The following is a 21,208-nucleotide window of genomic DNA, read 5'->3' on the forward strand; positions in this document are numbered from 1 at the left end:
GCATGGTTCCGTACATCTACGTGGCCGGAGCGGCCAAACCAGCCTGAATCCACGGGAAAGTGACGTTATTCGCCGCCCGACAGCAACGAGCCGTGCTTCCGGGCGCTGCGCAGAAGGGCAAGGAATGCCCCAAAAGATGCAACCAGAAGGCCAGCATTGATGACCAACGCCTCCAGCATCAGATCGATCCGGAAGGTGTTCTCGATCAAGAGCGCGCGCATCCCCTCGAACACGTAAGTCGGCGGCAGCACCCAGGCGACATGTTGCAGCCAGACCGGCAGCACGCTGACGGGATAGTAGATGCAGGCGAGCGGCATGATCGCGAACATCAGGGTCCAGACAATGCTCTCGGCGCCGAGGCCGTTTCGCACCACCAGACCCGAGACGAAAATGCCGACCGACCAGCTGGTGAAGATCAGATTGCAGAAGAACGCGATCAGCGGCAGGCCGAGCGCGTAAACATTGAAGTGAAACAGGAACAGCGCGAGCAGCGTCATCGGGATCACGCCGATCGCGAGCCGGATCAGGCTCATGACCATCAGCGACAGCAGAAACTCGATCGGCCGGAGCGGGCTCATCATGAGGTTGCCGAGGTTGCGCGCCCACATCTCCTCCAGGAAGGAGATCGAAAAGCCGAGCTGGCCGCGAAACAGGATGTCCCAGAGGATGACGGCGCCGATCAGCGTGCCGCCGGCGCGCGCGAAGAAGTTGGAATTCTCGGCAATGTAATACTGGATGAAACCCCAGGTGATGACTTGCAGCGCCGGCCAGTACAAGAGTTCGAGCAGCCGCGGCCAGGATGACAGCAAGAGGTACCAATAGCGCAGGATCATCGCACCGATGCGATGCGGGGAGATGCCGCGGTGGAGGGAGACGTCGCTCATCTGACCGCCTCCTTCGCACCATTCACCCGGCCACGCGCGACGTCCAGGAACACCTCTTCCAGCGTGGTGCGGTTGTAGCGGGCCATGATGCCTGCCGGCGTGTCGTCGTCCTCGATGCGGCCGCGCTTCATGATGATGACGCGGTCGCAGAGCCGTTCGACCTCGAGCATGTTGTGCGATGCGAGCAGGATGGTGGCGTTGTTCTCCTTGCGATAGCGCTCCATATGCGCCCGGACCCAGTCGGCCGTGTCGGGGTCGAGCGAGGCGGTCGGCTCGTCCAGCAGCAGCAGCTCGGGCTGGTTGATCAGCGCTTTCGCCAGCGCGACGCGGGTCTTCTGCCCGGCGGAGAGCTTGCCGTTGGCGCGGTCGATGAAATCGGTGAGGTCGAGCTCGTCGGCGAGCCTGGCGATGCGGTCGGCGAGGTTCTTCACCGCATAGAGCTTGCCGAACACGGTGAGATTCTGCCGCACCGTGAGCCGCATCGGCATGTCGACATAGGGGCTTTCGAAATTCATCCGCCCCAGCACCGCCGCGCTCTCCTCGGGCATCCGATGACCCAGCACCTGGACGCGGCCGGAGGTCGGCAGCACCAGCCCCATGATCATCGCGATCGTCGTGGTCTTGCCGGCGCCGTTGCCCCCGAGCAGCCCGGTGATGCTGCCGCGCGGCAGCGAAAAAGAGATATCGTCGACGGCGCGGGTCTGCTTGTAGACCTTGACGAGGCGATCGACCTCGATTGCCGCGGATGAAGTGATACCCGCGACAGTCGGCCGACTTGAAGCCTTGTCATTCCCGGTCATGCTGGGCCGTTCTTCTGCTATTGCAGCGGAGAGCGCAAGGCTTGTAATGCCCGGGTGGTTCCGCGAGCTCTGCGTTTGTGACGAGAAGGCGCCGCCCCATTGGCCGACATGACCGAAATTGCCGCTTCCAACTTCCGCCACGCGCAGCGGCATATCCGGCTGGACACGATCCTGCGGCTGCGCTGGCTCGCGGTGCTGGGCCAGCTCGCCGCGATCTTCATCGTGGCGCAGGGGCTGGAATTCAACGTCGAGATCGTCCCCTGCGTCAGCATCATCGCGCTGTCGGCGACGCTCAATCTGGCGCTCCAGACCGTGGCCAATCCGATGCAGCGGCTGGAGCCGATGCAGGCCGCCGGCCTGCTCGCGCTCAACATCGTGGAGCTGGCCGGCCTGTTGTTCTTCACCGGGGGCTTGCAGAACCCGTTCTCGTTCCTGTTCCTCGCACCCGTGCTGATCTCGGCCACCGCACTGCCGGCCCGCTTCACCTTCGGTCTCGGCGTGTTGGCGGTCGCCTGCGCCTCGATCCTGTTCTTCTTCCATTTTCCGCTGCCCTGGGATTCCGACGATCCGCTGGTGCTGCCGCCGATCTATCTGGTCGGCGTCTGGCTCTCGATCGTGCTCGCGATCGGCGTCACCAGCCTCTACTCGTTCCAGGTCACCGAGGAGGCGCGCAAGCTCGCCGACGCGCTGGCTGCGACCGAGCTGGTGCTGACGCGCGAGCAGCATTTGACCCAGCTCGACGGTCTCGCCGCTGCGGCCGCGCATGAGCTCGGCACGCCGCTCGCGACCATCTTCCTGATCTCGCGCGAGCTGGAGAAGACGGTGAAGGATGCAAGCTTTGCCGCCGATTTGAAGACCCTGCGCGAGCAGACGCAGCGCTGTCGCGACATCCTGAGCAAGATCACCCAGCTCTCCTCCGAGGGCGCGCCGTTCGATCGCATGAAGCTGTCGGAGCTGATCGAGGAGGTGGTGGCGCCGCACCGCGATTTCGGCGTCGACATCAAGGTGCGGATCGCGGTCGCCATCGTTGCCGAGCCGGTCGGCTCGCGCAACCCGGCGATCCTCTACGGCGTCGGCAACATCGTCGAGAACGCGGTCGATTTCGCCCACACCTCGGTCGAGGTGAACGCCTGGTGGAACAAGGACACGATCGAGCTCGTGATCTCCGACGACGGCCCGGGCATTCCGCCCGACATCCTCAACCGGATCGGCGAGCCCTATCTGTCGCGGCGGCGCAATCTGGATGACGGCGCCGGCGAGCGGCGCGGGCTCGGGCTTGGCGTGTTCATCGCACGCACCTTGCTGGAACGCACCGGCGCAAAGGTCTCGTTTACCAACCGGACCTTTCCGGAACACGGCGCAGTGGTCCAGATCAATTGGCCGCGAGAGCGTTTTGAGGCTATCGAGATGCTCGAAGAAACAATAGGATAGGCCGCGACCTTGCGTCGCACAACGGGGCTGATCGACTATTGGCGGCCTTGGCACCGTCCGATTGCGACGCCATATGTGGATGCGCAGAGAGAGGACAACACCTTGAACGCCATCGCCGAATTGAACGAACAGACCGACCGCTCGCTTCTCATCGTGGAGGACGACAAGCCGTTTCTGGAGCGGCTGTCGCGCGCGATGGAGACGCGCGGCTTTGCGGTGACGTCATGTGACACGGTCTCGGATGGTCTTGCGCAGATCGGCAAGGCTGCGCCGGCATTCGCCGTGGTCGATCTTCGCCTCGGCGACGGCAACGGCCTCGACGTCGTCTCGGCGCTGAAGAAGAAGCGCCCCGAGGCGCGTGCGATCGTGCTGACCGGCTATGGCAACATCGCCACCGCCGTCACCGCGGTGAAGATGGGCGCGATCGATTATCTCTCGAAGCCCGCGGATGCCGACGACGTCGTCGCCGCGCTGCTGTCGACCAGCGCGGAGAAATCCGAGCTGCCGACCAACCCGATGTCCGCCGACCGCGTCCGCTGGGAACACATCCAGCGCATCTACGAGATGTGCAACCGCAACGTCTCGGAAACGGCGCGGCGCCTCAACATGCACCGCCGCACGCTGCAGCGGATCCTGGCGAAGCGCGCGCCGAGGTAATGGCCTCGTAGGGTGGGTAGAGCGAAGCGAAACCCACCTTCTAAGCGCCTTGCACCAAGAGCGATGGGTTTCGCTACGCTCTACCCATCCTACGGATTCACTCCCAAAATTCCGCGTGCCCCTGCGGATCGACCAGGCGGTTGATCCTCAAGGCCGCCGCCATCGCAAACCGCACCGTCATCTGCTTGCGCGTGGCGGCAGCGAGCTTGTGCTCGGGCGCCTCGCACTGCAGATGCGCACCATAGGCATCCGCGATGATCAGGCCGGTGCCTTCCGGAAAGATCTCGCAGGGCAGATCCTGCGTGAAGGCGAAGAACAGCCGGTCGCAATGGGCCCGGTACTCGTGCCATTTCTGGTCGGCGCGCAGATCCTCCACCGAGGATTTGATCTCGACGATCCAGATCTCGCCGCGCTCGTTCAGCGCCACGAGGTCGGCGCGCCGGCCCGACGGCAGCGGCAATTCGCTGATGCAGGTGAAGCCGAGCGAACGCAGCAGCCGTGCCGTGCCGCGCGCGATCGCCAGCGCCGTTTCGGACTGGCGGCGATCGGGCGGCGGAACGAGGGCGATGTTGCGGGCGGAATTGTCCATGGCGGAAGGATAGCCGATTCCGTTCGCGGGGACGACAGTGAGTGTGGGAGCGGGAACCTCCCTCCCCCGCCGCACTTATCACGCAGCCGCCGCACCTCGGCGGAGCTGTGAGGCCGCTCGCGCATGATCGACGATCTCTGGTACAAGAACGGCGTGATCTATTGCCTGTCCGTCGGCACCTATATGGATGCCGACGGCGACGGCGTCGGCGACTTCAAGGGCCTGTTACGCCGGCTCGACTATCTGCACGGGCTCGGCATCACCACGATCTGGCTGATGCCGTTCCAGACCTCGCCCGGCCGCGACGACGGCTACGACATCGCCGACTATTACAGCGTCGATTCCCGTTACGGCACGCTCGGCGATTTCGTCGAATTCGCCCATGGCTGCAAGCAGCGCGGCATTCGCATCATCATCGACCTCGTCGTCAACCACACCTCCGACCAGCACCACTGGTTCAAGGAGGCGCGGCGCGACAAGAACTCGCCCTATCGCGACTGGTATGTGTGGTCGGACAAGAAGCCGGCCGGCGCCAACAAGGGCATGGTGTTTCCCGGCGTGCAGAAATCGACCTGGACGCGCGACAAGGAAGCCGGCGCGTATTACTTCCACCGCTTCTACGATTTTCAGCCCGACCTCAACACATCGAATCCGCATGTGCAGGCCGAGATCCTGAAGATCATGGGCTTCTGGATCCAGCTCGGCGTCTCCGGCTTCCGCATGGACGCGGTGCCCTTCGTGATCGCGACCAAGGGCGCCAAGGTGAAGAAGCCGGTCGAGCAATACGACATGCTGCGTGCGTTCCGCGAATTCCTGCAATGGCGGCAGGGCGACGCCATCATCCTCGCCGAGGCCAACGTGCTGCCGGAAACGGACATGGAATATTTCGGCCACGATGCCGACCGCATGCACATGATGTTCAACTTCCACGTCAACCAGCATCTGTTCTACGCGCTGGCCTCCGGCGACTCGCGGCCGCTGGCGAAGGCGCTGAAAGCAACCAAGCCGCGGCCGGCCACGGCGCAATGGGGCCTGTTCCTGCGCAATCACGACGAGCTCGATCTCGGGCGCCTGACCAAGGCGCAGCGCGACACCGTGTTCAAGAAATTTGGCCCCGACAAGGACATGCAGCTCTACGATCGCGGCATCCGCCGCCGCTTCGCGCCGATGCTGGGCGGCGACCGCCGGCGGCTCGAACTCGCCTACAGCCTGATGTGCACGCTGCCGGGAACGCCTGTGATCCGCTATGGCGACGAGATCGCGATGGGCGACGATCTCTCGCTCCCCGAGCGCAACTGCGCGCGCACGCCGATGCAATGGTCGACCGAGCCGCATGGCGGCTTCACCAAGAACGACAAGCCGGCCTGCCCCGTCATCGACAAGGGTCCCTACGGCTATCCGCACGTCAACGTCGCAAAACAGCGACGCGATCCCAACTCCATGCTGAACTGGACCGAGCGCATCGTGCGCATGCGCAAGGAGGTGCCGGAGATCGGCTGGGGCGACTTCGCGATCGTTCCGACGCGCGATCCCGCGGTGTTCATCATGCGCTACGACTGGCGCAACAATTCCGTGCTGTTCGTGCACAATCTGGATCAGATGCCGCGCGAGATCGCGTTCTCGGCGGGGCTATCAGGCGAGGCCGGTGCGCACCTGATCAACCTGCTCGCGGAAGACCACAGCCACGCCGACAAGCGCGGCCAGCACCGCATCGTGCTGGAGCCCTATGGCTATCGCTGGTACCGGGTCGGAGGGCTGGATTATCTGTTGAAGCGGAGCGATATCGACAGCAAGACCACGGGCAACAAGCATCCGGGGTGATGCGGCCGTTGCGTGCCGCTGTACCGCACCCACAACTGTCGTCCCCGCGAACGCGGGGACCCATAGCCCCAGGGAAGAGTTTGGGGCGCGCTGGTCACTCCGAATCTTCGCCAAACCACTCCCTGTGGCTATGGGTCCCGGATCTGCGCTCCGCTTGTCCGGGACGACAGCTAGGCTGGCGGTGCCACGATCACACCCTCATTGCCGCGCAGATCCAGCACGCCCTCCAGCTTCTCGCCTTCGCGATCCAGAAACGTCGACAGCAGAATCTCGCTGCCGAAACGAATCGCGCTGGTGGTCACCGCGATCGGCTCAGGACCAAGATTGAGCACGACGATCATGCTCCTGCCCGCGGCCTCCCGCCGATAGATCAGGAGGTCGCCCTGCGCAGCGATCGGATGATAATCGCCCGAAGCCAGCGGCGGAGAGGACTTCCGCAAGGCGATCAGGCGCTTGTACAGGCTCAGGATCGACCGCGTATCCGCTTCGAGATTGACGACATTCTCGTGGATATGGTCCTCCGGCAGCGGCAGCCATGGCCGCACCTCCGAGAAGCCGCCGAATTGCGAGAAATCCCACTGCATCGGTGTGCGGCAGCCGTCGCGGCCGACGCCGATGCCGGGCACGTTCTTCTCGAAGGGATCGCGCACGTCCTCGGGTGCGATCGCGAGCTGATGCATGCCGATCTCGTCGCCGTAATAGAGCGTCGGCGTGCCGCGCAGCGTCAGCAGCAGCATGGCGGCGACGCGGGCCTGCTCCGGCCCGACACGGCTCGCGACGCGCGGACGATCGTGATTGCCGAGCACCCAGTTCGGCCAGGCACCTCGTGGCAGCGCCTTCTCGTAGTCTTCGATGATCTTCTCGATCGAACGCGCACTCCAGAAGGTCGAGAGCAGCGCGAAATTGAACGGCATCTGCGCGCCGGTGAGGTCGTTGCCGTAATAAGCCATCAGCCGATGCAGCGGCAGATAGATCTCGCCGATCAGAACGCGGGCGGAGTACGCATCGGTGACGCGCCGCATCTCGGCGATGACGTCATGCACCTCATCCTGGTCGGTGGAATATTGGGTGAGGATCTTCTCATTCGGTGGCCGGCCCTCGACGTAATGCGGGTTGGGCGGATTGTCGCGAAATTCGGCGTCCTTGATCAGGTGCCAGATCACGTCGACGCGAAAACCGTCGACGCCCCTCTCCAGCCAGAACCGCATCACGTCGTAGATCGCGGCCCGGACCTCGGGATTGCGCCAGTTGAGGTCCGGCTGCTGGGCGAGGAAGGCGTGGTAGTAATATTGGCCGGTGGTCTCGTCGAAAGCCCACGCGCTGCCGCCGAACTCCGACAGCCAGTTGTTCGGCACGCCGCCGTCGGGCGCCGGATCGCGCCAGACGTACCAATCGCGCTTGGGATTGTCGCGCGAGGACCGGCTCTCGACGAACCAGGGATGCTGGTCGGAGGTGTGGTTCGGCACGAGGTCGAGGATCAGCTTGAGGCCGTTGTCGTGCGCGGCCGCGAGCAGCGCATCGAAGTCCTCCATCGTGCCGAACAGCGGCTCGATGCCGGTATAGTCGGAGATGTCGTAGCCGAAATCGGCCATTGGCGAGGGAAAGATCGGCGACAGCCAGACCGCGTCGACACCGAGCGACTTGATGTAAGGCAGCCGCCGCAAAATGCCGGCGAGATCACCGACGCCGTCACCGTCGCTGTCCTGAAAGGACCGCGGATAGACCTGATAGAAGATGCCCTCGCGCCACCAGTTTTCGTCGCTCTGAGCCATGCCGGAGAACCCATCCAAATCTGTATCTCGCGCGGAAGAACGCGAGAGCAACGTCCCGGTTCAAATTGGCGGGTCAATTGGGACGGCCGTGTGACCGCAGGGGTAAATGTTCCGGCGCACTTTCCGGGTCTTTGGCCCGAATCTTTTGCTTGGCGGCCTGGCAAAAATCGGCATTGTGACGCCATGACCGAGCAAGATGACAACAAGGCCAAGGCCGGCGCGATTATCGTCCCCGTGACGCTGTTCGAGCAGAACTGCACCATCATCTGGGACGAGCCCAGCAAGAAGGCCGTGGTGATCGATCCCGGCGGCGACGTGCCGAAGATTCTGGACGCGATCAAGCAGACCGGCGTCACCGTGGAGAAGATCTGGCTGACCCATGGTCATATCGACCATGTCGGCGGCGCGGCCGAATTGCGCGATGCGCTGAAGGTGCCGATCGAGGGCCCGCATCCCGCCGATAAATTCCTGCTCGACAACGTGGTCGAGAGCGGCGCGCGCTTCGGCATGACCGGGGTGCGCAATTTCGAGCCGGACCGCTGGCTCGACGAGGGCGAGACCGTGTCGATCGGCAGCTTGCAGTTCGATATTTTCCACTGCCCCGGCCACTCGCCCGGCAGCGTGGTGTTCTTCAACAAGGAATTGCGTTTCGCCCATGTCGGCGACGTGCTGTTTGCCGGCTCGGTCGGCCGCACCGATCTGCCCGGCGGCAGTCATGCCACGCTGATCAACTCGATTCTGACAAAACTGCTGCCGCTCGGCGACGATGTCGGCTTCATCTGCGGCCATGGCGCCGGCTCGAGCATCGGCCAGGAGCGGATGACCAATCCGTTCATCACCGGCGAGATGTAAGCGCCTATTCCGCGGCGTCCGCAAGCGCCGCCGTCTCACTCAGGTTACGTTCGCCCCACTCGCGGATCGCGGCGACGACCGGCACAAAGCTCTTGCCCTTGCGGGTCAGGCGATACTCGACCTTGGGCGGCACCTCGCCGAAATCCTTGCGGTCGATCAGGCCGCTTTGCGTCAGCGCCTTCAATTCACGGCTGAGCACGCGCGGGGTGATCTCGGCGCTGCCTGACGTGCCGCGCAACAGCCCGCTCCTGATCTCGCCATAACGGCGCGGGCCGTCCTTGAGGTCCCAGACGATGCGCAGCTTGTATTTGCCGCTGATCATCTTTTGAAACGCCGCGACCGGACAGGCGCGCGCCGGGAGGGCCTTTGCACTTACCTTGGCCATGTCGTCTCCTCCATGTGCGGGGAGAGATTAGGAGCAACGTCGAAAAAGTCCATACTATCAATTTTGTCCATACTTGCGGGATCGCTTGCAAGGCGCAGATGATGACGCACACGACGAACAGGGAGAGTCACATGAAGCACTTCATGATCAGATACGAGTTCAAGGACGGCACGACGGAGGCCTGGCACCGGGAGATCGGTCGCTTCATCAAGGCCATCGACGGCGATCCGGAACTGAAGGGCCGGATCGGCTATCGCGTCCTGAAGAACCGCGACGACGGCCACTATTTCCACCTCGCCAGCGTCAGCGACGAAGCCGCGCAGAAGACGCTGCAATCACGCGACTTCTTCAAGGCCTATCAGGAGATGACGCGGAAGGTCGCCGGCGGCGAGGTGACGGCGACGCCGATCGAGTGGATCGATCAGACCGCGTAGCGTCGCTGAGCTGATGCGACAGCGGGGTTACTTCATCAACCCCGCGGCGGTCAGCGCGCGGGTGATGATCTGGCCGAGATCGAAGCCGCGAGCTTGTTCGCGCGTCGGCTCGGCCGATTCTTCGGCGACCTTCGCACGGATCGAGCGGGCCAGATGCGGCGCCGGCGTCAGCGCCGGCTTCGACGCAGCGGCGGGCTTTGCCTCCGCCTTTTTCTTCGCGTCCGCAATCCATTCGGTGAGGCCGAAGAATTTTGCGATGTGGTACGACGAGGAAATGCCGGCCTCGATCAGGAACGCACCTTCGATGCCGTAGCGCTGGTCATTGTCGGCGAGGCCGAGCGGGGTGCCATGCGCCATGTCGGTGATGGCGTAGGACTCGACCAGCGTCTCGCCATCCTTGTTCCACCAGGCCTGGCGCGGATAACCATCGACGATGGTTTCCGCCATCGGCACCAGCGGCAGGTCGTGCAAATCAAGCCACTGCTTGACGATCTCGTTGGCGTTGCCGGGATTGACGGTGCGGTCGGCGCTGCCGTGCCACACCGAAACCTTCGGCCAGGGTCCGCGATGGTTCGAGGCCCGTCGCACGAAATCGCCGAGCTCGCGCTCGGGACGCGCGGGGGAATGAAACATGCCGTCGAGCGCCTCGCGCAAATTCGACGCGATGCCATAGGGCAATCCGGCGATCACTGCGCCGGCCGCGAAGACCTCAGGGTAAGTCGCGAGCATCACCGAGGTCATGCCGCCGCCGGCGGACAGGCCGGTGATGGAGATGCGCCTGGGATCGATGCGATGCGCTTTGACCATGTGCGCGATCATCTCGCGGATCGAGCGCGCCTCGCCGCTGTCGCGCGCGGTGTCTTCCGGATTGAACCAGTTGAAGCAGGTGTTGCCGTTGTTGGCGCGCTGCTGCTCGGGCATCACCAGCGCGAAGCCGTAATGCCGCGCGAGCGTCGACCAACCCGCGCCGAGATCGTAACCCGCCGCAGTCTGGCCGCAGCCATGCAGCACGACGACGAGCGCGCGCGGCTTCTGAAGTTGCGCCGGCACGAACGCGAACATGCGCAGGTTTCCGGGATTGTCGCCGAAGCCCGTGACTTCCTCCAAGGGACTGGACGCATCCGCGCCCTGGCCAAACTCGGCAAAGCGCAGACCGCCCAGCTTTGGCAGGCGTTTCAACAATTCGACATTTCTGGCTAACGACACGGCAACTTCCTGGTGGGCGACTTTCAACGTTCAGCCAGACCAGATAGTTGCTGCATTGCAAAATAAAAAGACCGTGCGCTGTCAGTCCGACGAAAATCGCGGGAAAACCCGCGGGAATCCGCACGTATTAACCGCACTGCCTCAACTTCGTGCAGATGCGCGGCGCGTCCACGCCAGAAATGCGGCGCAGATCATGATTAATGTCACAAACAGCGCGAGCGAGACGACGAAAGCTGCGCGCGCTGATTGCAGAGCCTCGATCGCGAAGAACACCGCGCCGATTGCGGCCACTCCGGCCGCATTTCCGATCTGCGCAATGGTGCCATACATGCCGGACGCCGAGCCCGCTGCGGCAGGTTTGACCGTCGAAAGCACCGCACCCGAGAGCGGCGCCATCACCAGCCCCTGGCCGTAGCCGAAGATGATCATGGTGAGCGCCAGCAGGAGCGCGGACGGCGCATCGGCATAGAACGCGACGAGCGCAAGCGCGGCGAGGCCCGCGATCTGAAGCGCGCAGCCTTCGATCAACACTTTTGTGCCGCGATGTCGCGCCCGCGCGCCGCTGTGGCGTGACGCCACGACGAAAGCGAGCGCGAGCGGAATAAAGGCCATGCCGGCTGCGAGCGGCGGGATCTTGAGGCCTCTCTGCATGAACAACGTCATGACCAGATAGAACGAGAGATTGGCAGCGAAGAAAAAGAAGGCTGCGCCGAGGCCGCGCAGGAACGCGGCATCCGCCAGCAGCGTCAGATCGATCAGCGGCATGCCGCCGGCGCGCGCCACCGCATGCTCCAGTTTCAGGAACGCGGCGAGGATTGCGCCGCCGCTTCCCATCACCGCCCACAGCCACGGCGCCCAGCCGACATCGTGGCCGAACAGCAGCGGCCCGATCAGGCACAACAGGCCTGCGAACAGCACCGCGCTGCCCTTGATATCGAGCTTCGTGCCGGCCCGGCGCGGCACCGACGGCATGATGCGCCATGCGGCCGCGGCGATGACGAGACCGCACGGCACATTGACGAAGAACACCGCGCGCCAGCCGGTATGTGCAAGGTCGATCGTGACGAGGAGACCGCCGAACAGGAAGCCTGCGGCGCCCGCGAGCCCCAGCACGATGCCGTAAATGGCAAAGGCGCGGCTGCGCGTCTCGTCGGTGAAGAGCAGATGCAGCGTCGCCAGCACCTGCGGCACCATCAGCGCCGCGGTCGCGCCCTGCGCCAGCCGGGCGACGATCAGTTCCGCGCCGGATTGTGCCAGGCCGCACCACAGCGAGGTCGCCGTGAAGCCGAGCACGCCGGCGAGGAAGACATTCTTCGTGCCGTGAATGTCGCCGAGGCGGCCGCCGGTGACGACCAGCGTGGCATAGGCGATCAGATAGATCGCGATGACGGATTCGATCTGGGCCGGCGTCGCGTGCAGATCGGCCGCAATGGTGGGGATGGCCACGTTCACGATAAAGGCGTCGACGCCGAACATGAACTGTGCCGCGACGACGATCGCCAACACCCACCAGCGGCGCGTCGAATCGACTTGTTTTGTGACGGTTTGATGCATTTTCGCGCGAACCTTCCGCGATTTATTTGCGCGCGAAACTCGCAGATCGGCGTCATCCGCGCGATTACCTCCGAGGTAGGACTTGCCGCTCTGGCCCGATTGCTGCATGGCAACTCCCGCTGGTTTTTGCGGGCTCGGAAGTCTTCGGGATGTACGACTACGACATGGTGGTGATCGGCTCGGGCCCGTCGGGGCGCCGGGCCGCGGTGCAATGTGCCAAGCTCGGCAAGGCCGTGCTGGTGGTGGAGAAGGGCCGGCGCGTCGGCGGTGTCTCGGTCCATACCGGCACCATCCCCTCGAAAACCCTGCGCGAGACCGTGCTCAATCTGTCCGGCTGGCGCGAGCGCGGCTTCTACGGCCGCTCCTACAAGGTGAAGCAGGACATCGCGGCGAGCGACCTGATGATCCGGCTCCAGAAGACGCTCGACCACGAGGTCGAAGTGCTCGAGCATCAGTTCAGCCGTAACCTGGTGCGCACCGCCAATGGCGAGGCCCGCCTGGTCTCGCCGCACGAGGTCGAGATCACCAGCTCCATCGGCGAAACCAAGACTGTGTCGGCCGCCTTCATCCTGATCGCCTGCGGCACGCGCCCGTTCCGGCCCGACTACGTGCCGTTCGACGGCACCACCGTGCTCGACAGCGACGAGATCATCGAGCTACCGAAGCTGCCGCGGAGCCTTGCCGTAATCGGCGCCGGCGTGATCGGCGTCGAATATGCCACCATCTTCAGCGCGCTCGACGTGCCCGTCACCCTGATCGAGCCGCGACCGACCTTCCTCGACTTCATCGACAAGGAGCTGATCGACGAGTTCATGCATGAACTGCGCGACCGCAACGTCGCGCTGCGGCTCGGCTCCAAGGTGACGTCGATCGAGAAGAATGCGCAAGGCAGCATCGTCACGAACCTGTCCGACGGGCGGCACGTCACCACGGACATGCTGCTGTTCGCCGCGGGGCGCGTCGGCGCCACCGACAAGCTCAACCTCGAGGCGGCCGGCATCGCGGTGGATCATCGCGGCCGCATCACCGTCGATCCCGTGACCTTGCAGACCAGCGTGCCGCACATCTACGCCGCCGGCGACGTGATCGGCTTTCCGAGCCTTGCCTCGACGTCCATGGAGCAGGGGCGCGTCGCGGCGTGCCACGCGCTCGGCATGGAGCCCCTGGCTCCGCCCGAGTTCTTTCCCTACGGCATCTATTCGGTGCCGGAGATCTCGACAGCGGGACTCACCGAGGAGGAGGTGCGCACGCGCGGCATCCCGTACGAAGTCGGCATCGCTCGCTTCCGCGAGACCTCGCGCGGCCACATCATGGGGCTGAACAGCGGCATGATGAAGATGATCTTCTCGACCAAGACGCGCCGCCTGCTCGGCGTGCACATCCTCGGCGAAGGCGCCACCGAGCTGATCCATATCGGCCAGGCCGTACTCAATCTCAAAGGCACCATCGACTATTTCATCCAGAACACGTTCAACTATCCGACGCTGGCAGAGGCCTACAAGATCGCCGGCCTCGACGCGTGGAACAGGATGACGCGGTGATCCTTTCTTCACCTCGCCCCGCTTGCGGGGAGAGGTCGGAATTCAAACGCAGTGACGGTGTGGGGGCATTTCGAAAATCCAACTATCGCTGTCCCCGCGGAGAGACGCCCCTCACCCCGCCCTCTCCCCGTAAGAACGGGGAGAGGGAGACGAAACATCTCGTCTCGCCTCAACGCATGCCTGCATTCCGCCGCGCGGGACATCGCCCGATTGCGTTCGCTTGTCCCAGCACGTAGCCTCACCGCCTCAACAAACAAAAAACTCAGCCGGAGAGAACGCCATGGCGCGCCTGAAATTCGGAGCCTTTCTTGCCCCGCATCACCCGATCGGGGAGCATCCGATGCTCCAGTTCCGGCGCGATCTCGACCTCGTCGAGCAACTCGACGCGCTCGGCTATGACGAGTTCTGGTGCGGCGAGCATCATTCCTCCGGCTGGGAGATGATCGCCTCGCCCGAGATGTTCCTGGCAGCGGCCGGCGAGCGCACCAAACGCATCAAGCTCGGCACCGGCGTGGTGTCGCTGCCCTATCACCATCCCTTCAACGTGGCCCAGCGCATGGTGCAGCTCGACCACATGACCGGCGGCCGCGCCATTTTCGGCTCGGGCCCCGGCGCGCTGGCCTCGGACGCGCACACGCTCGGCATCGACCCGATGACGCAGCGCGACCGCCAGGACGAGGCGATCGGCGTGATCCGCCGCCTCTTCAACGGCGAGCGTGTCACGGCGAAGACCGACTGGTTCACCATGAACGACGCCGCACTGCAGATCCTTCCGCTGCAGGAGGAGATGCCGTTCGTGGTGGCCTCGCAGATCTCGCCGTCGGGCATGACGCTCGCCGGCAAATACGGCATCGGCATCATCTCGCTGGGCTCGATGACGACGCAAGGGCTGATGTCCCTGCAACAGCAATGGCAGTTCGCCGAGGATGCCGCCAAGAAGCACGGCACCAAAGTGGATCGGGCGAACTGGCGCGTGCTGTTGACCTGGCACCTCGCCGAGACCCGCGAGCAGGCCCGCCGCGAAGCCGGCGCCGGCCTGATGCGCTGGCACAATGAATATAACGTCGGCACGCTGCAGCGGCCGGGCCTGACCGCATTCTCCTCGCCCGACGATGCCGTGGACAAGACCGCTTTCGTCGAGGGTGCGGCTTCCGTCATCGGCACGCCCGACGACCTCGTCAAGATGATCAAGAACGTGATGCAGGTGTCGGGCGGCGTCGGCGCTGTCATCGGCTTCGTGCACGATTGGGCCAATCCCGAAAATACCCGCCGAAGCTGGGACCTGGTGGCGCGTTACGTCGTGCCGGAGATCAACGGCTATATCGACGGACTGCGCAAGTCGCAAAAGTTCGTGATCGAGAACCGCGCGATCTTCGAACGCGCCGGCCAGGCGGTGATGGCGAAGATCATGGAGAACGAGAAGGCTGCAGAGGCCCTGAAGGTGACCGGCGCCGGCCGCGTCGCCATTCCCGCCGTCAACGCCCCGGATTTGCAGAAGGAAGCCGCGAAGCGGTAGGGCCCGTTGGGACAACGCTTGTAACGACGTTCACAAGAAAGACGTACCGGCCTGTGCTATGCTGACCCGGTCAGCTGGCGCGGGCCGCAATGCTGTGCCCGCGCGCTGTTCGGTCAGCCAACCGGAGCAATCGTCATGTCGATGCAGAATGTCGCCCCAGCGCTCGGCTTCACCGCCCCCAAGCGCAACGAGCTGACGCACATCCCCGGCGATGAAGGCTGGCCGATCATCGGCAAGACCTTTCAGGTGCTGGCCGACCCCAAGGGGCACGTCGAAGCGAACGGCGCCAAATGGGGCCCGGTTTACCGGACCCATATTTTCGGCGAGACCAATGTCGTGCTGCTCGGCCCCGAGGCCAACGAGCTCGTGCTGTTCGACCAGCAAAAGCTTTTTTCCTCGACGCATGGCTGGAACAAGGTGCTCGGGCTGTTGTTTCCACGCGGACTGATGCTGCTCGATTTCGACGAGCACCGGCTGCACCGCAAGGCGCTGTCGGTCGCGTTCAAGTCCGGGCCGATGAAATCCTATCTCAGCGATCTCGACCGCGGCATCTCCGCGCGCGTCGCGCAATGGAAGGCAAAGCCCGGCGAGATGCAGCTTTATCCGGCGATGAAGCAACTCACGCTCGACCTCGCCTCCGCATCCTTCCTCGGCGCCGATATCGGGCCGGAGGTCGACGAGATCAACCGCGCCTTCGTCGACATGGTCGCGGCCGCGGTCGCTCCGATCCGCCGCCCCCTGCCCGGCACGCAGATGGCGCGTGGCGTTGCGGGGCGCAAGCGCATCGTCGCCTATTTCCGCGAGCAGATTCCGCTGCGGCGCGGCAATCACGGCGGCGACGATCTGTTCTCGCATCTCTGCCGCGCCACCCATGAGGACGGCGCGCTGCTGTCCGAGCAGGACATCATCGACCATATGAGCTTCCTGATGATGGCGGCGCACGACACGCTGACCTCCTCGCTGACCTCGTTCGTCGGCGAGCTCGCTGCGAACCCGGACTGGCAGGACAGGCTGCGCGCGGAAGTTCTTGCGCTGGGGCTCGCCCCGGATGCGCCGAGCAGCTTCGACGATCTCGAAAAGATGCCGCTGTCGGAGATGGCGTTCAAGGAGGCGCTGCGGATCAAGCCGCCGGTGCCCTCGATGCCGCGACGCGCGATGCGCGATTTCACCTTCAAGGGATTTACGATTCCCGCCGGCACCGCGGTCGGCGTCAATCCGCTCTACACCCATCACATGAAGGACATCTGGCCGGAGCCGGATCGCTTCGATCCCTTGCGCTTCACCGAGGAAGCCCAGCGCAATCGCCACCGCTTCGCCTGGGTGCCGTTCGGCGGCGGCGCGCATATGTGCCTCGGCCTGCACTTCGCCTACATGCAGGCGAAATGTTTTGCCCGGCACTTTCTGCAAAACATCGAGGTGTCGCTGGAAGACGGCTACAAGCCGGACTGGCAGATGTGGCCGATCCCGAAGCCGCGGGATGGGTTGAAGGTGCGGGTGAAGGCGGTGTGAGCACCGACCTCGTAGGATGGGCAAAGGCGCGGAGCGCCGTGCCCACGATTACGCGCGATGAAAAGAATTGGTGGGCACGCTTCCGCCTTCGCTCTTCGAGCTACGGCGGACAAGTCGCTTTGCCCACCCTACGGCTCCGTTGCCGTGGCCTTACGCCCCCTGATCGAACGCGTTGCGCAAGGCCGCGAGGCCCTGCTGCTGCTGGCTCCAGTTGCGGCCGGCGGTCATGGCGCCGTCGATGACGAGATCGTGGCCGTTGATGAAGCTGGACTCGTCGCTCGCCAGGAACACCGCGGCATGGGCGATGTCATCAGGGAGGCCTGCCCGCGGGATCGGCTGCGCGGTCTTGTAGACCTCGCGCATCACGGCCGGCGTCTTCTCCGCGGCATCGGTCGACAGCCCCAGAGCCTTGCCGAAGATGCCGGTCGCAATCGCGCCGGGCGAGATCGAGTTGACGCGCACATTGGACTCGCCGAGCTCCATCGCCACGCATTTGGTGAGATGGATCACCGCCGCCTTGGCCGCGCCATAGACGATCGAGGAGGAGAAGCCGGCGAGACGGCCGGCAATGCTGCCATTGTTGATGATGCTGCCAAAGCCCTGCTTCTTCATATGGGGCGCGGCATGCTTCATGCCGAGCATGACGCTGCGCACCAGCGTCGCCATCGCCGCATCGAACCGCTCGACCTCGAGGCCTTCGATGCCCCCCGTCTGCGCCGGGCCGCCGGCATTGTTGAACAGGCAGTCGATCCGGCCGAATTTTTCCACCGCGAGCGCGATCAGCGCCTGCATCTGCGCTTCGACCGTCACATCCGTCTGGCGGAAAACGCAATCGGCCCCGAGCCGCGATGCCAGCGCCTCGCCTTCCGGTACGCGTCGCCCGGCGATCACAATTTTGGCACCTTCGGCAACGAAGACTTCCGCGGTACGCAATCCGATCCCGCTCGTCGCCCCCGTAATCACCGCAACCTTGCCATCCAGCCTGCCCATGGAATGTCCCTGTTTTCAAATGATTTGATGCCAAATGGCGGACGCCGGTCGATGACGTCGCCGCGACAGTCGGCGCCGCGACGCTCACTATTCCCGCCAGCCCATGACAAGGCAAGCTTTGCTTGCGCATGCGACATGCGTAACATTCTCGCTTCTCTGTGGATTTTCGAACGCATCGCGCATCCGGGCCCGGCATGGAGAAGCTGATCGACGAGTTCCGCAAGGGCTGGCAGGGCGAGGCACCGCCATCGCTCGCGCTGAGTCTCGCCTTCGCGGCCGCCTGCCTGCTGGTTGCGACGCTGGCGCGCTGGGGTCTCGCGCATGTGCGGCCCGACGTCTACTTCACGCCGTACTTCCCGGCCGTGTTCTTTGCCGCCGCATTCGGCGGCTTGCGGATCGGCATCATCACGGCGCTGATCGGCGGCGTGCTCGGCGTCGTCGTCAATTTCGGCGACGCCTTTGCCGATCGTACCAGGTTCACCTTGCTGACGCTTTACTGGGGCGTCACCGCGCTCACCATCTGGGGCGTCGAGCATTATCGCACGATGCTGGCGGAGCAGCGCCGGATCTCAAAGCGTCTGATCGAGGAAGAGGATTACCGCAAGCTGCTGGTCGACGAGCTCCAGCACCGGCTGAAGAACAAGCTGTCCACGGCACACGCGGTGCTGCACCAGGTGCTGCACGACCAGCCGCAGGTCTGGGCCAAGGTCGATCCGCGGCTGCGCTCGCTGGCCACGACCGACGATTTGATCTCGCGGATCGACAGGGCCGGCTGCGACATTCGCGATCTCCTGATTGCGGAGCTCGGGCCTTACGGCCATGTCCGCTTCACGCTCAACGGCGACCAGCTGTTCCTGCCGCCGAAACTCGCGGTCACGCTGTCACTGATGTTTCACGAGCTCGCCACCAACGCGGGCAAATATGGCGCATTCTCCGCGCCGCGCGGATTATTGCAGGTGTCCTGGACCGTCAGCGGCGATCGTCTGACCGTCACCTGGGATGAAACCGAGGGTCCGAGCATCGACAAGGTGTCGGCGCCGGGCTTCGGCACCAAATTGCTGACGTCGGCGCTATCCGCCTTCGACGGCAAGACCGAGGTCTCGTATCTCCAGACCGGCCTGCATTGCATCATGCAATGCCGCATCCCCAAGAACGGCTGAGGACCACCTCTCCCTCCGGAACGGACGTCGACTGCGGCTCGCACTGATTTCAGTCGAGCCATCCCGCGGCCAGACTTGAAACAAGCGAAAGCGAACCGCGCGCTCCGCTCGCAGTTTCGCATGCGCCGTTGACGCTCTGTTAATGACGATGGATTGCACGTGTCGCATCGCCGCAAAACACCCCCGTATTTCTGCGGACCCCTTAACCAAACCTAAGAGGGAACTGCGCAAGATCGCGCCCATTGCAAAGGCGCGCTGAACAAGAAGATTCATGACTTCTATGAACGACAACAAATATTCCGGCGCGAGTGAAGCCGAGCTCGGGTTTCTCAAGGAAATCGTTAGAATGCTGCCTGCCGGCCTGACCGTGCAGGACGCGCAAGGCGAGCTTCTGCTGGTTAACGATGCCGCAGCCAGCCAGCTCGGCATGGATGGCAGCCGTCCCGCGCCGGATCTCGCACAGCGCCGCGACGCCTGCCGGCGCGCTCTGAGCGCCGGCCAGGCAGTCGTCACCGAGGAAGCGCTCCATGACGGAGCTGCACGCCAGGTGCTGCTGACCACCCATCGCCCGATCAGCCATGCCGGACGCGAGTTGCTGATCTCGGCCTCTTCAGACATCACCGAGCAGAAGAACTTCGAGGACCAGCTGTTTCGCTCGGCCTATTTCGACGAATTGACCGGCCTGCCCTCGCGGCGCGTGATCGAGCATCGCACCAACGGCCTGCTCGCGCGCGACAGCAAGGGCGATCGTTTCGCGCTTGCCTTTCTCGACGTCGACAATTTCAAGCACATCAACGACTATTACGGCCATGCCGTCGGCGATGCGCTGCTGGTCGAGCTGTCGAAGCGGCTCGGGCGCGACCTGCGCGATTCCGACATGCTCTCGCGCATCTCCGGCGACGAATTCTTGCTGCTGCTGTCGCCGATCCAGAGCCAGGAGGAAGTCGCCGAGTTCATGCAGTCGACGCTGGAGCGGCTGACCGCGCCGTTCTTCATCGACAATTCGGAAGTGTTCGCCTCCACCTCGGTCGGCGTCAGTCTCTATCCCGATCACGGCCGCAGCTTCGAGACGCTGCGCCAGAACGCCGACATCGCGATGTATCGCATCAAGAACGACGGCAAGGGATCGGCGGCCTTCTTCGATTCCAGCATGGAGCGCGAAGCGCTGGCGCGGATGAAGATCGAGCAGTCGCTGCGGCTCGCGATCCTCGAAAAGCGGTTCTGCTGCGCCTTCCAGTCCAAGGTCGACATCCGCACGCAGGCCGTGAAGGGCATCGAGGCCCTAGTGCGCCTGCGCGACGACGAAGGCGTAATCCAGGCACCGGGCTCGTTCATCAACCTCGCCGGCGAATTGGGGCTGATCGACGAGCTGACCCATCTCGTGCTCGCCGAGATCGTCAAGTCGATCGATCTGATCAACGACACCTTCGGCGCGGAAGCGACGATCAGCATCAATGTCGCCGCCAAGCAGGCCGGCAATCCCGAGTTCATGCGCAGCTTTGCGCTGGCGCTGGAGGAGACCGGCTTTCCGCAGCGCTTCATGATCGAGGTGACGGAAGACGCCTTCGTCGCCAAGAATCATTTCCAGACCGAGATCCTGCCGATGTTCCGCAAGCTCGGCGTTGGCATCTCGATCGACGATTTCGGCACCGGCTATTCCTCGCTCTCGGCGCTCGCCGACATCACCGCCGACGAGATCAAGATCGACCGCTCCTTCATCACCGACATCCATAAGCGCCCGCGCAGCCAGGGCATCCTGCGCGCGATCGAATCCTTGAGCGACGCGCTCGGCATGACCGTGATCGCCGAGGGCCTCGAATCCTACGAGGAGCTGGCCTATCTCCAGGCCGCGACCAAGATCCGCTATGCGCAGGGCTATTATTTCGCCCGGCCGATCTTCCTGGAGGAGCTGAAGCTCGCAACGCCCGCCTCCAGCGAGTCGCGCGCCAGCGTGGCGAGCCGCCCGATGCAGCAGAACCGCCAGGGCTATTCGCGCGCGAACGGGTATCGGCGGTAGGGCAAGCGTGGCGCTGCAATCTCGATGTCGTCGCCCGGCTTGATCGGGCGACCCAGTACGCCGAGACGGTAGTGGTTGAATCGATAGGCC

The 21,208-nt window shown here is 64.1% G+C and carries 18 protein-coding genes; 10 read left to right on the plus strand and 8 right to left on the minus strand.

Annotated elements, in window-relative coordinates; genetic code table 11:
* Nucleotides 1–65: 65 nt before the first annotated feature.
* The gene (locus tag I3J27_RS38530) at nt 66–884 is read right to left on the minus strand and encodes an ABC transporter permease (RefSeq protein ID WP_270164027.1); all 819 of its coding nucleotides are present in this window, start codon (nt 882–884) and stop codon (nt 66–68) included.
* On the minus strand, nt 881–1,684 hold the full coding sequence (locus tag I3J27_RS38535) for an ABC transporter ATP-binding protein (protein WP_270164028.1): 804 nt from the start codon (nt 1,682–1,684) through the stop codon (nt 881–883). The genes I3J27_RS38530 and I3J27_RS38535 overlap by 4 nt, the downstream gene beginning before the upstream one ends.
* Nucleotides 1,685–1,792: 108 nt before the next feature.
* Here I3J27_RS38535 and I3J27_RS38540 point away from each other — a divergent pair, with 108 nt between their 5' ends.
* Both I3J27_RS38540 and I3J27_RS38545 read left to right on the plus strand, forming a co-directional pair.
* Entirely contained in the window at nt 1,793–3,115 is a 1,323-nt protein-coding gene (locus I3J27_RS38540) for an ActS/PrrB/RegB family redox-sensitive histidine kinase (RefSeq protein ID WP_270172990.1), read from the plus strand.
* Between the two features lie 102 nt (nt 3,116–3,217).
* Nucleotides 3,218–3,772 (plus strand): ActR/PrrA/RegA family redox response regulator transcription factor, encoded by a 555-nt coding sequence (locus I3J27_RS38545; RefSeq protein WP_074122131.1) that lies wholly within the window; start codon nt 3,218–3,220, stop codon nt 3,770–3,772.
* A gap of 97 nt (nt 3,773–3,869) precedes the next feature.
* Here the strand turns inward: I3J27_RS38545 and I3J27_RS38550 are convergent, their stop codons facing one another.
* Nucleotides 3,870–4,361 (minus strand): MmcB family DNA repair protein, encoded by a 492-nt coding sequence (locus tag I3J27_RS38550; RefSeq protein WP_270164030.1) that lies wholly within the window; start codon nt 4,359–4,361, stop codon nt 3,870–3,872.
* A gap of 123 nt (nt 4,362–4,484) precedes the next feature.
* Between I3J27_RS38550 and I3J27_RS38555 the strand changes: the two genes are divergently transcribed.
* Nucleotides 4,485–6,182 carry an alpha-amylase family protein gene (locus I3J27_RS38555; RefSeq protein WP_270164031.1) on the plus strand — a complete coding sequence of 566 codons (1,698 nt, stop codon included), beginning with the start codon at nt 4,485–4,487 and terminating at the stop codon, nt 6,180–6,182.
* A 170-nt stretch (nt 6,183–6,352) separates the two neighbouring features.
* Here the strand turns inward: I3J27_RS38555 and I3J27_RS38560 are convergent, their stop codons facing one another.
* Nucleotides 6,353–7,954, minus strand: a complete 1,602-nt coding sequence (locus I3J27_RS38560; protein ID WP_270164032.1) for an alpha-amylase family glycosyl hydrolase — start codon at nt 7,952–7,954, stop codon at nt 6,353–6,355.
* Nucleotides 7,955–8,137: 183 nt separating this feature from the next.
* Here I3J27_RS38560 and I3J27_RS38565 point away from each other — a divergent pair, with 183 nt between their 5' ends.
* On the plus strand, nt 8,138–8,806 hold the full coding sequence (locus I3J27_RS38565; RefSeq protein WP_270164033.1) for an MBL fold metallo-hydrolase: 669 nt from the start codon (nt 8,138–8,140) through the stop codon (nt 8,804–8,806).
* A 4-nt stretch (nt 8,807–8,810) separates the two neighbouring features.
* Here the strand turns inward: I3J27_RS38565 and I3J27_RS38570 are convergent, their stop codons facing one another.
* Nucleotides 8,811–9,191, minus strand: coding sequence for a winged helix-turn-helix transcriptional regulator (locus I3J27_RS38570; RefSeq protein ID WP_270164034.1), 381 nt, complete (start codon nt 9,189–9,191; stop codon nt 8,811–8,813).
* Nucleotides 9,192–9,322: 131 nt separating this feature from the next.
* On the opposite strand from I3J27_RS38570, the gene I3J27_RS38575 reads away from it, so the two are divergent.
* On the plus strand, nt 9,323–9,625 hold the full coding sequence (locus tag I3J27_RS38575) for a hypothetical protein (protein ID WP_270164035.1): 303 nt from the start codon (nt 9,323–9,325) through the stop codon (nt 9,623–9,625).
* A gap of 27 nt (nt 9,626–9,652) precedes the next feature.
* On the opposite strand, the gene I3J27_RS38580 is transcribed toward I3J27_RS38575, so the two are convergent.
* On the minus strand, nt 9,653–10,831 hold the full coding sequence (locus tag I3J27_RS38580; RefSeq protein WP_270164036.1) for an extracellular catalytic domain type 1 short-chain-length polyhydroxyalkanoate depolymerase: 1,179 nt from the start codon (nt 10,829–10,831) through the stop codon (nt 9,653–9,655).
* Between the two features lie 141 nt (nt 10,832–10,972).
* Complete coding sequence (locus I3J27_RS38585; protein WP_270164037.1) at nt 10,973–12,385, minus strand: MFS transporter; 1,413 nt, start codon at nt 12,383–12,385, stop codon at nt 10,973–10,975.
* A 149-nt stretch (nt 12,386–12,534) separates the two neighbouring features.
* Here I3J27_RS38585 and sthA point away from each other — a divergent pair, with 149 nt between their 5' ends.
* From sthA to I3J27_RS38600, 3 genes are all read left to right on the plus strand, one after another.
* Nucleotides 12,535–13,926 (plus strand): Si-specific NAD(P)(+) transhydrogenase, encoded by a 1,392-nt coding sequence (gene sthA / locus I3J27_RS38590; protein ID WP_270164038.1) that lies wholly within the window; start codon nt 12,535–12,537, stop codon nt 13,924–13,926.
* Nucleotides 13,927–14,206: 280 nt separating this feature from the next.
* Nucleotides 14,207–15,442: an LLM class flavin-dependent oxidoreductase gene (locus I3J27_RS38595; protein ID WP_270164039.1), complete on the plus strand. Its 1,236-nt coding sequence runs from the start codon at nt 14,207–14,209 to the stop codon at nt 15,440–15,442.
* 135 nt (nt 15,443–15,577) lie between these two features.
* The gene (locus I3J27_RS38600) at nt 15,578–16,951 is read left to right on the plus strand and encodes a cytochrome P450 (protein WP_270164040.1); all 1,374 of its coding nucleotides are present in this window, start codon (nt 15,578–15,580) and stop codon (nt 16,949–16,951) included.
* Nucleotides 16,952–17,101: 150 nt separating this feature from the next.
* Here I3J27_RS38600 and I3J27_RS38605 read toward each other — a convergent pair whose 3' ends face one another.
* Nucleotides 17,102–17,941 carry an SDR family NAD(P)-dependent oxidoreductase gene (locus I3J27_RS38605; protein ID WP_270164041.1) on the minus strand — a complete coding sequence of 280 codons (840 nt, stop codon included), beginning with the start codon at nt 17,939–17,941 and terminating at the stop codon, nt 17,102–17,104.
* Nucleotides 17,942–18,135: 194 nt separating this feature from the next.
* Here I3J27_RS38605 and I3J27_RS38610 point away from each other — a divergent pair, with 194 nt between their 5' ends.
* Together I3J27_RS38610 and I3J27_RS38615 are read left to right on the plus strand one after the other, a co-directional pair.
* Entirely contained in the window at nt 18,136–19,101 is a 966-nt protein-coding gene (locus tag I3J27_RS38610) for a sensor histidine kinase (RefSeq protein WP_270164042.1), read from the plus strand.
* A 280-nt stretch (nt 19,102–19,381) separates the two neighbouring features.
* The gene (locus tag I3J27_RS38615; protein ID WP_270172991.1) at nt 19,382–21,118 is read left to right on the plus strand and encodes a putative bifunctional diguanylate cyclase/phosphodiesterase; all 1,737 of its coding nucleotides are present in this window, start codon (nt 19,382–19,384) and stop codon (nt 21,116–21,118) included.
* Nucleotides 21,119–21,208 lie beyond the last annotated feature (90 nt).

The organism is Bradyrhizobium xenonodulans, from assembly GCF_027594865.1.
Taxonomy (GTDB): domain Bacteria; phylum Pseudomonadota; class Alphaproteobacteria; order Rhizobiales; family Xanthobacteraceae; genus Bradyrhizobium; species Bradyrhizobium xenonodulans.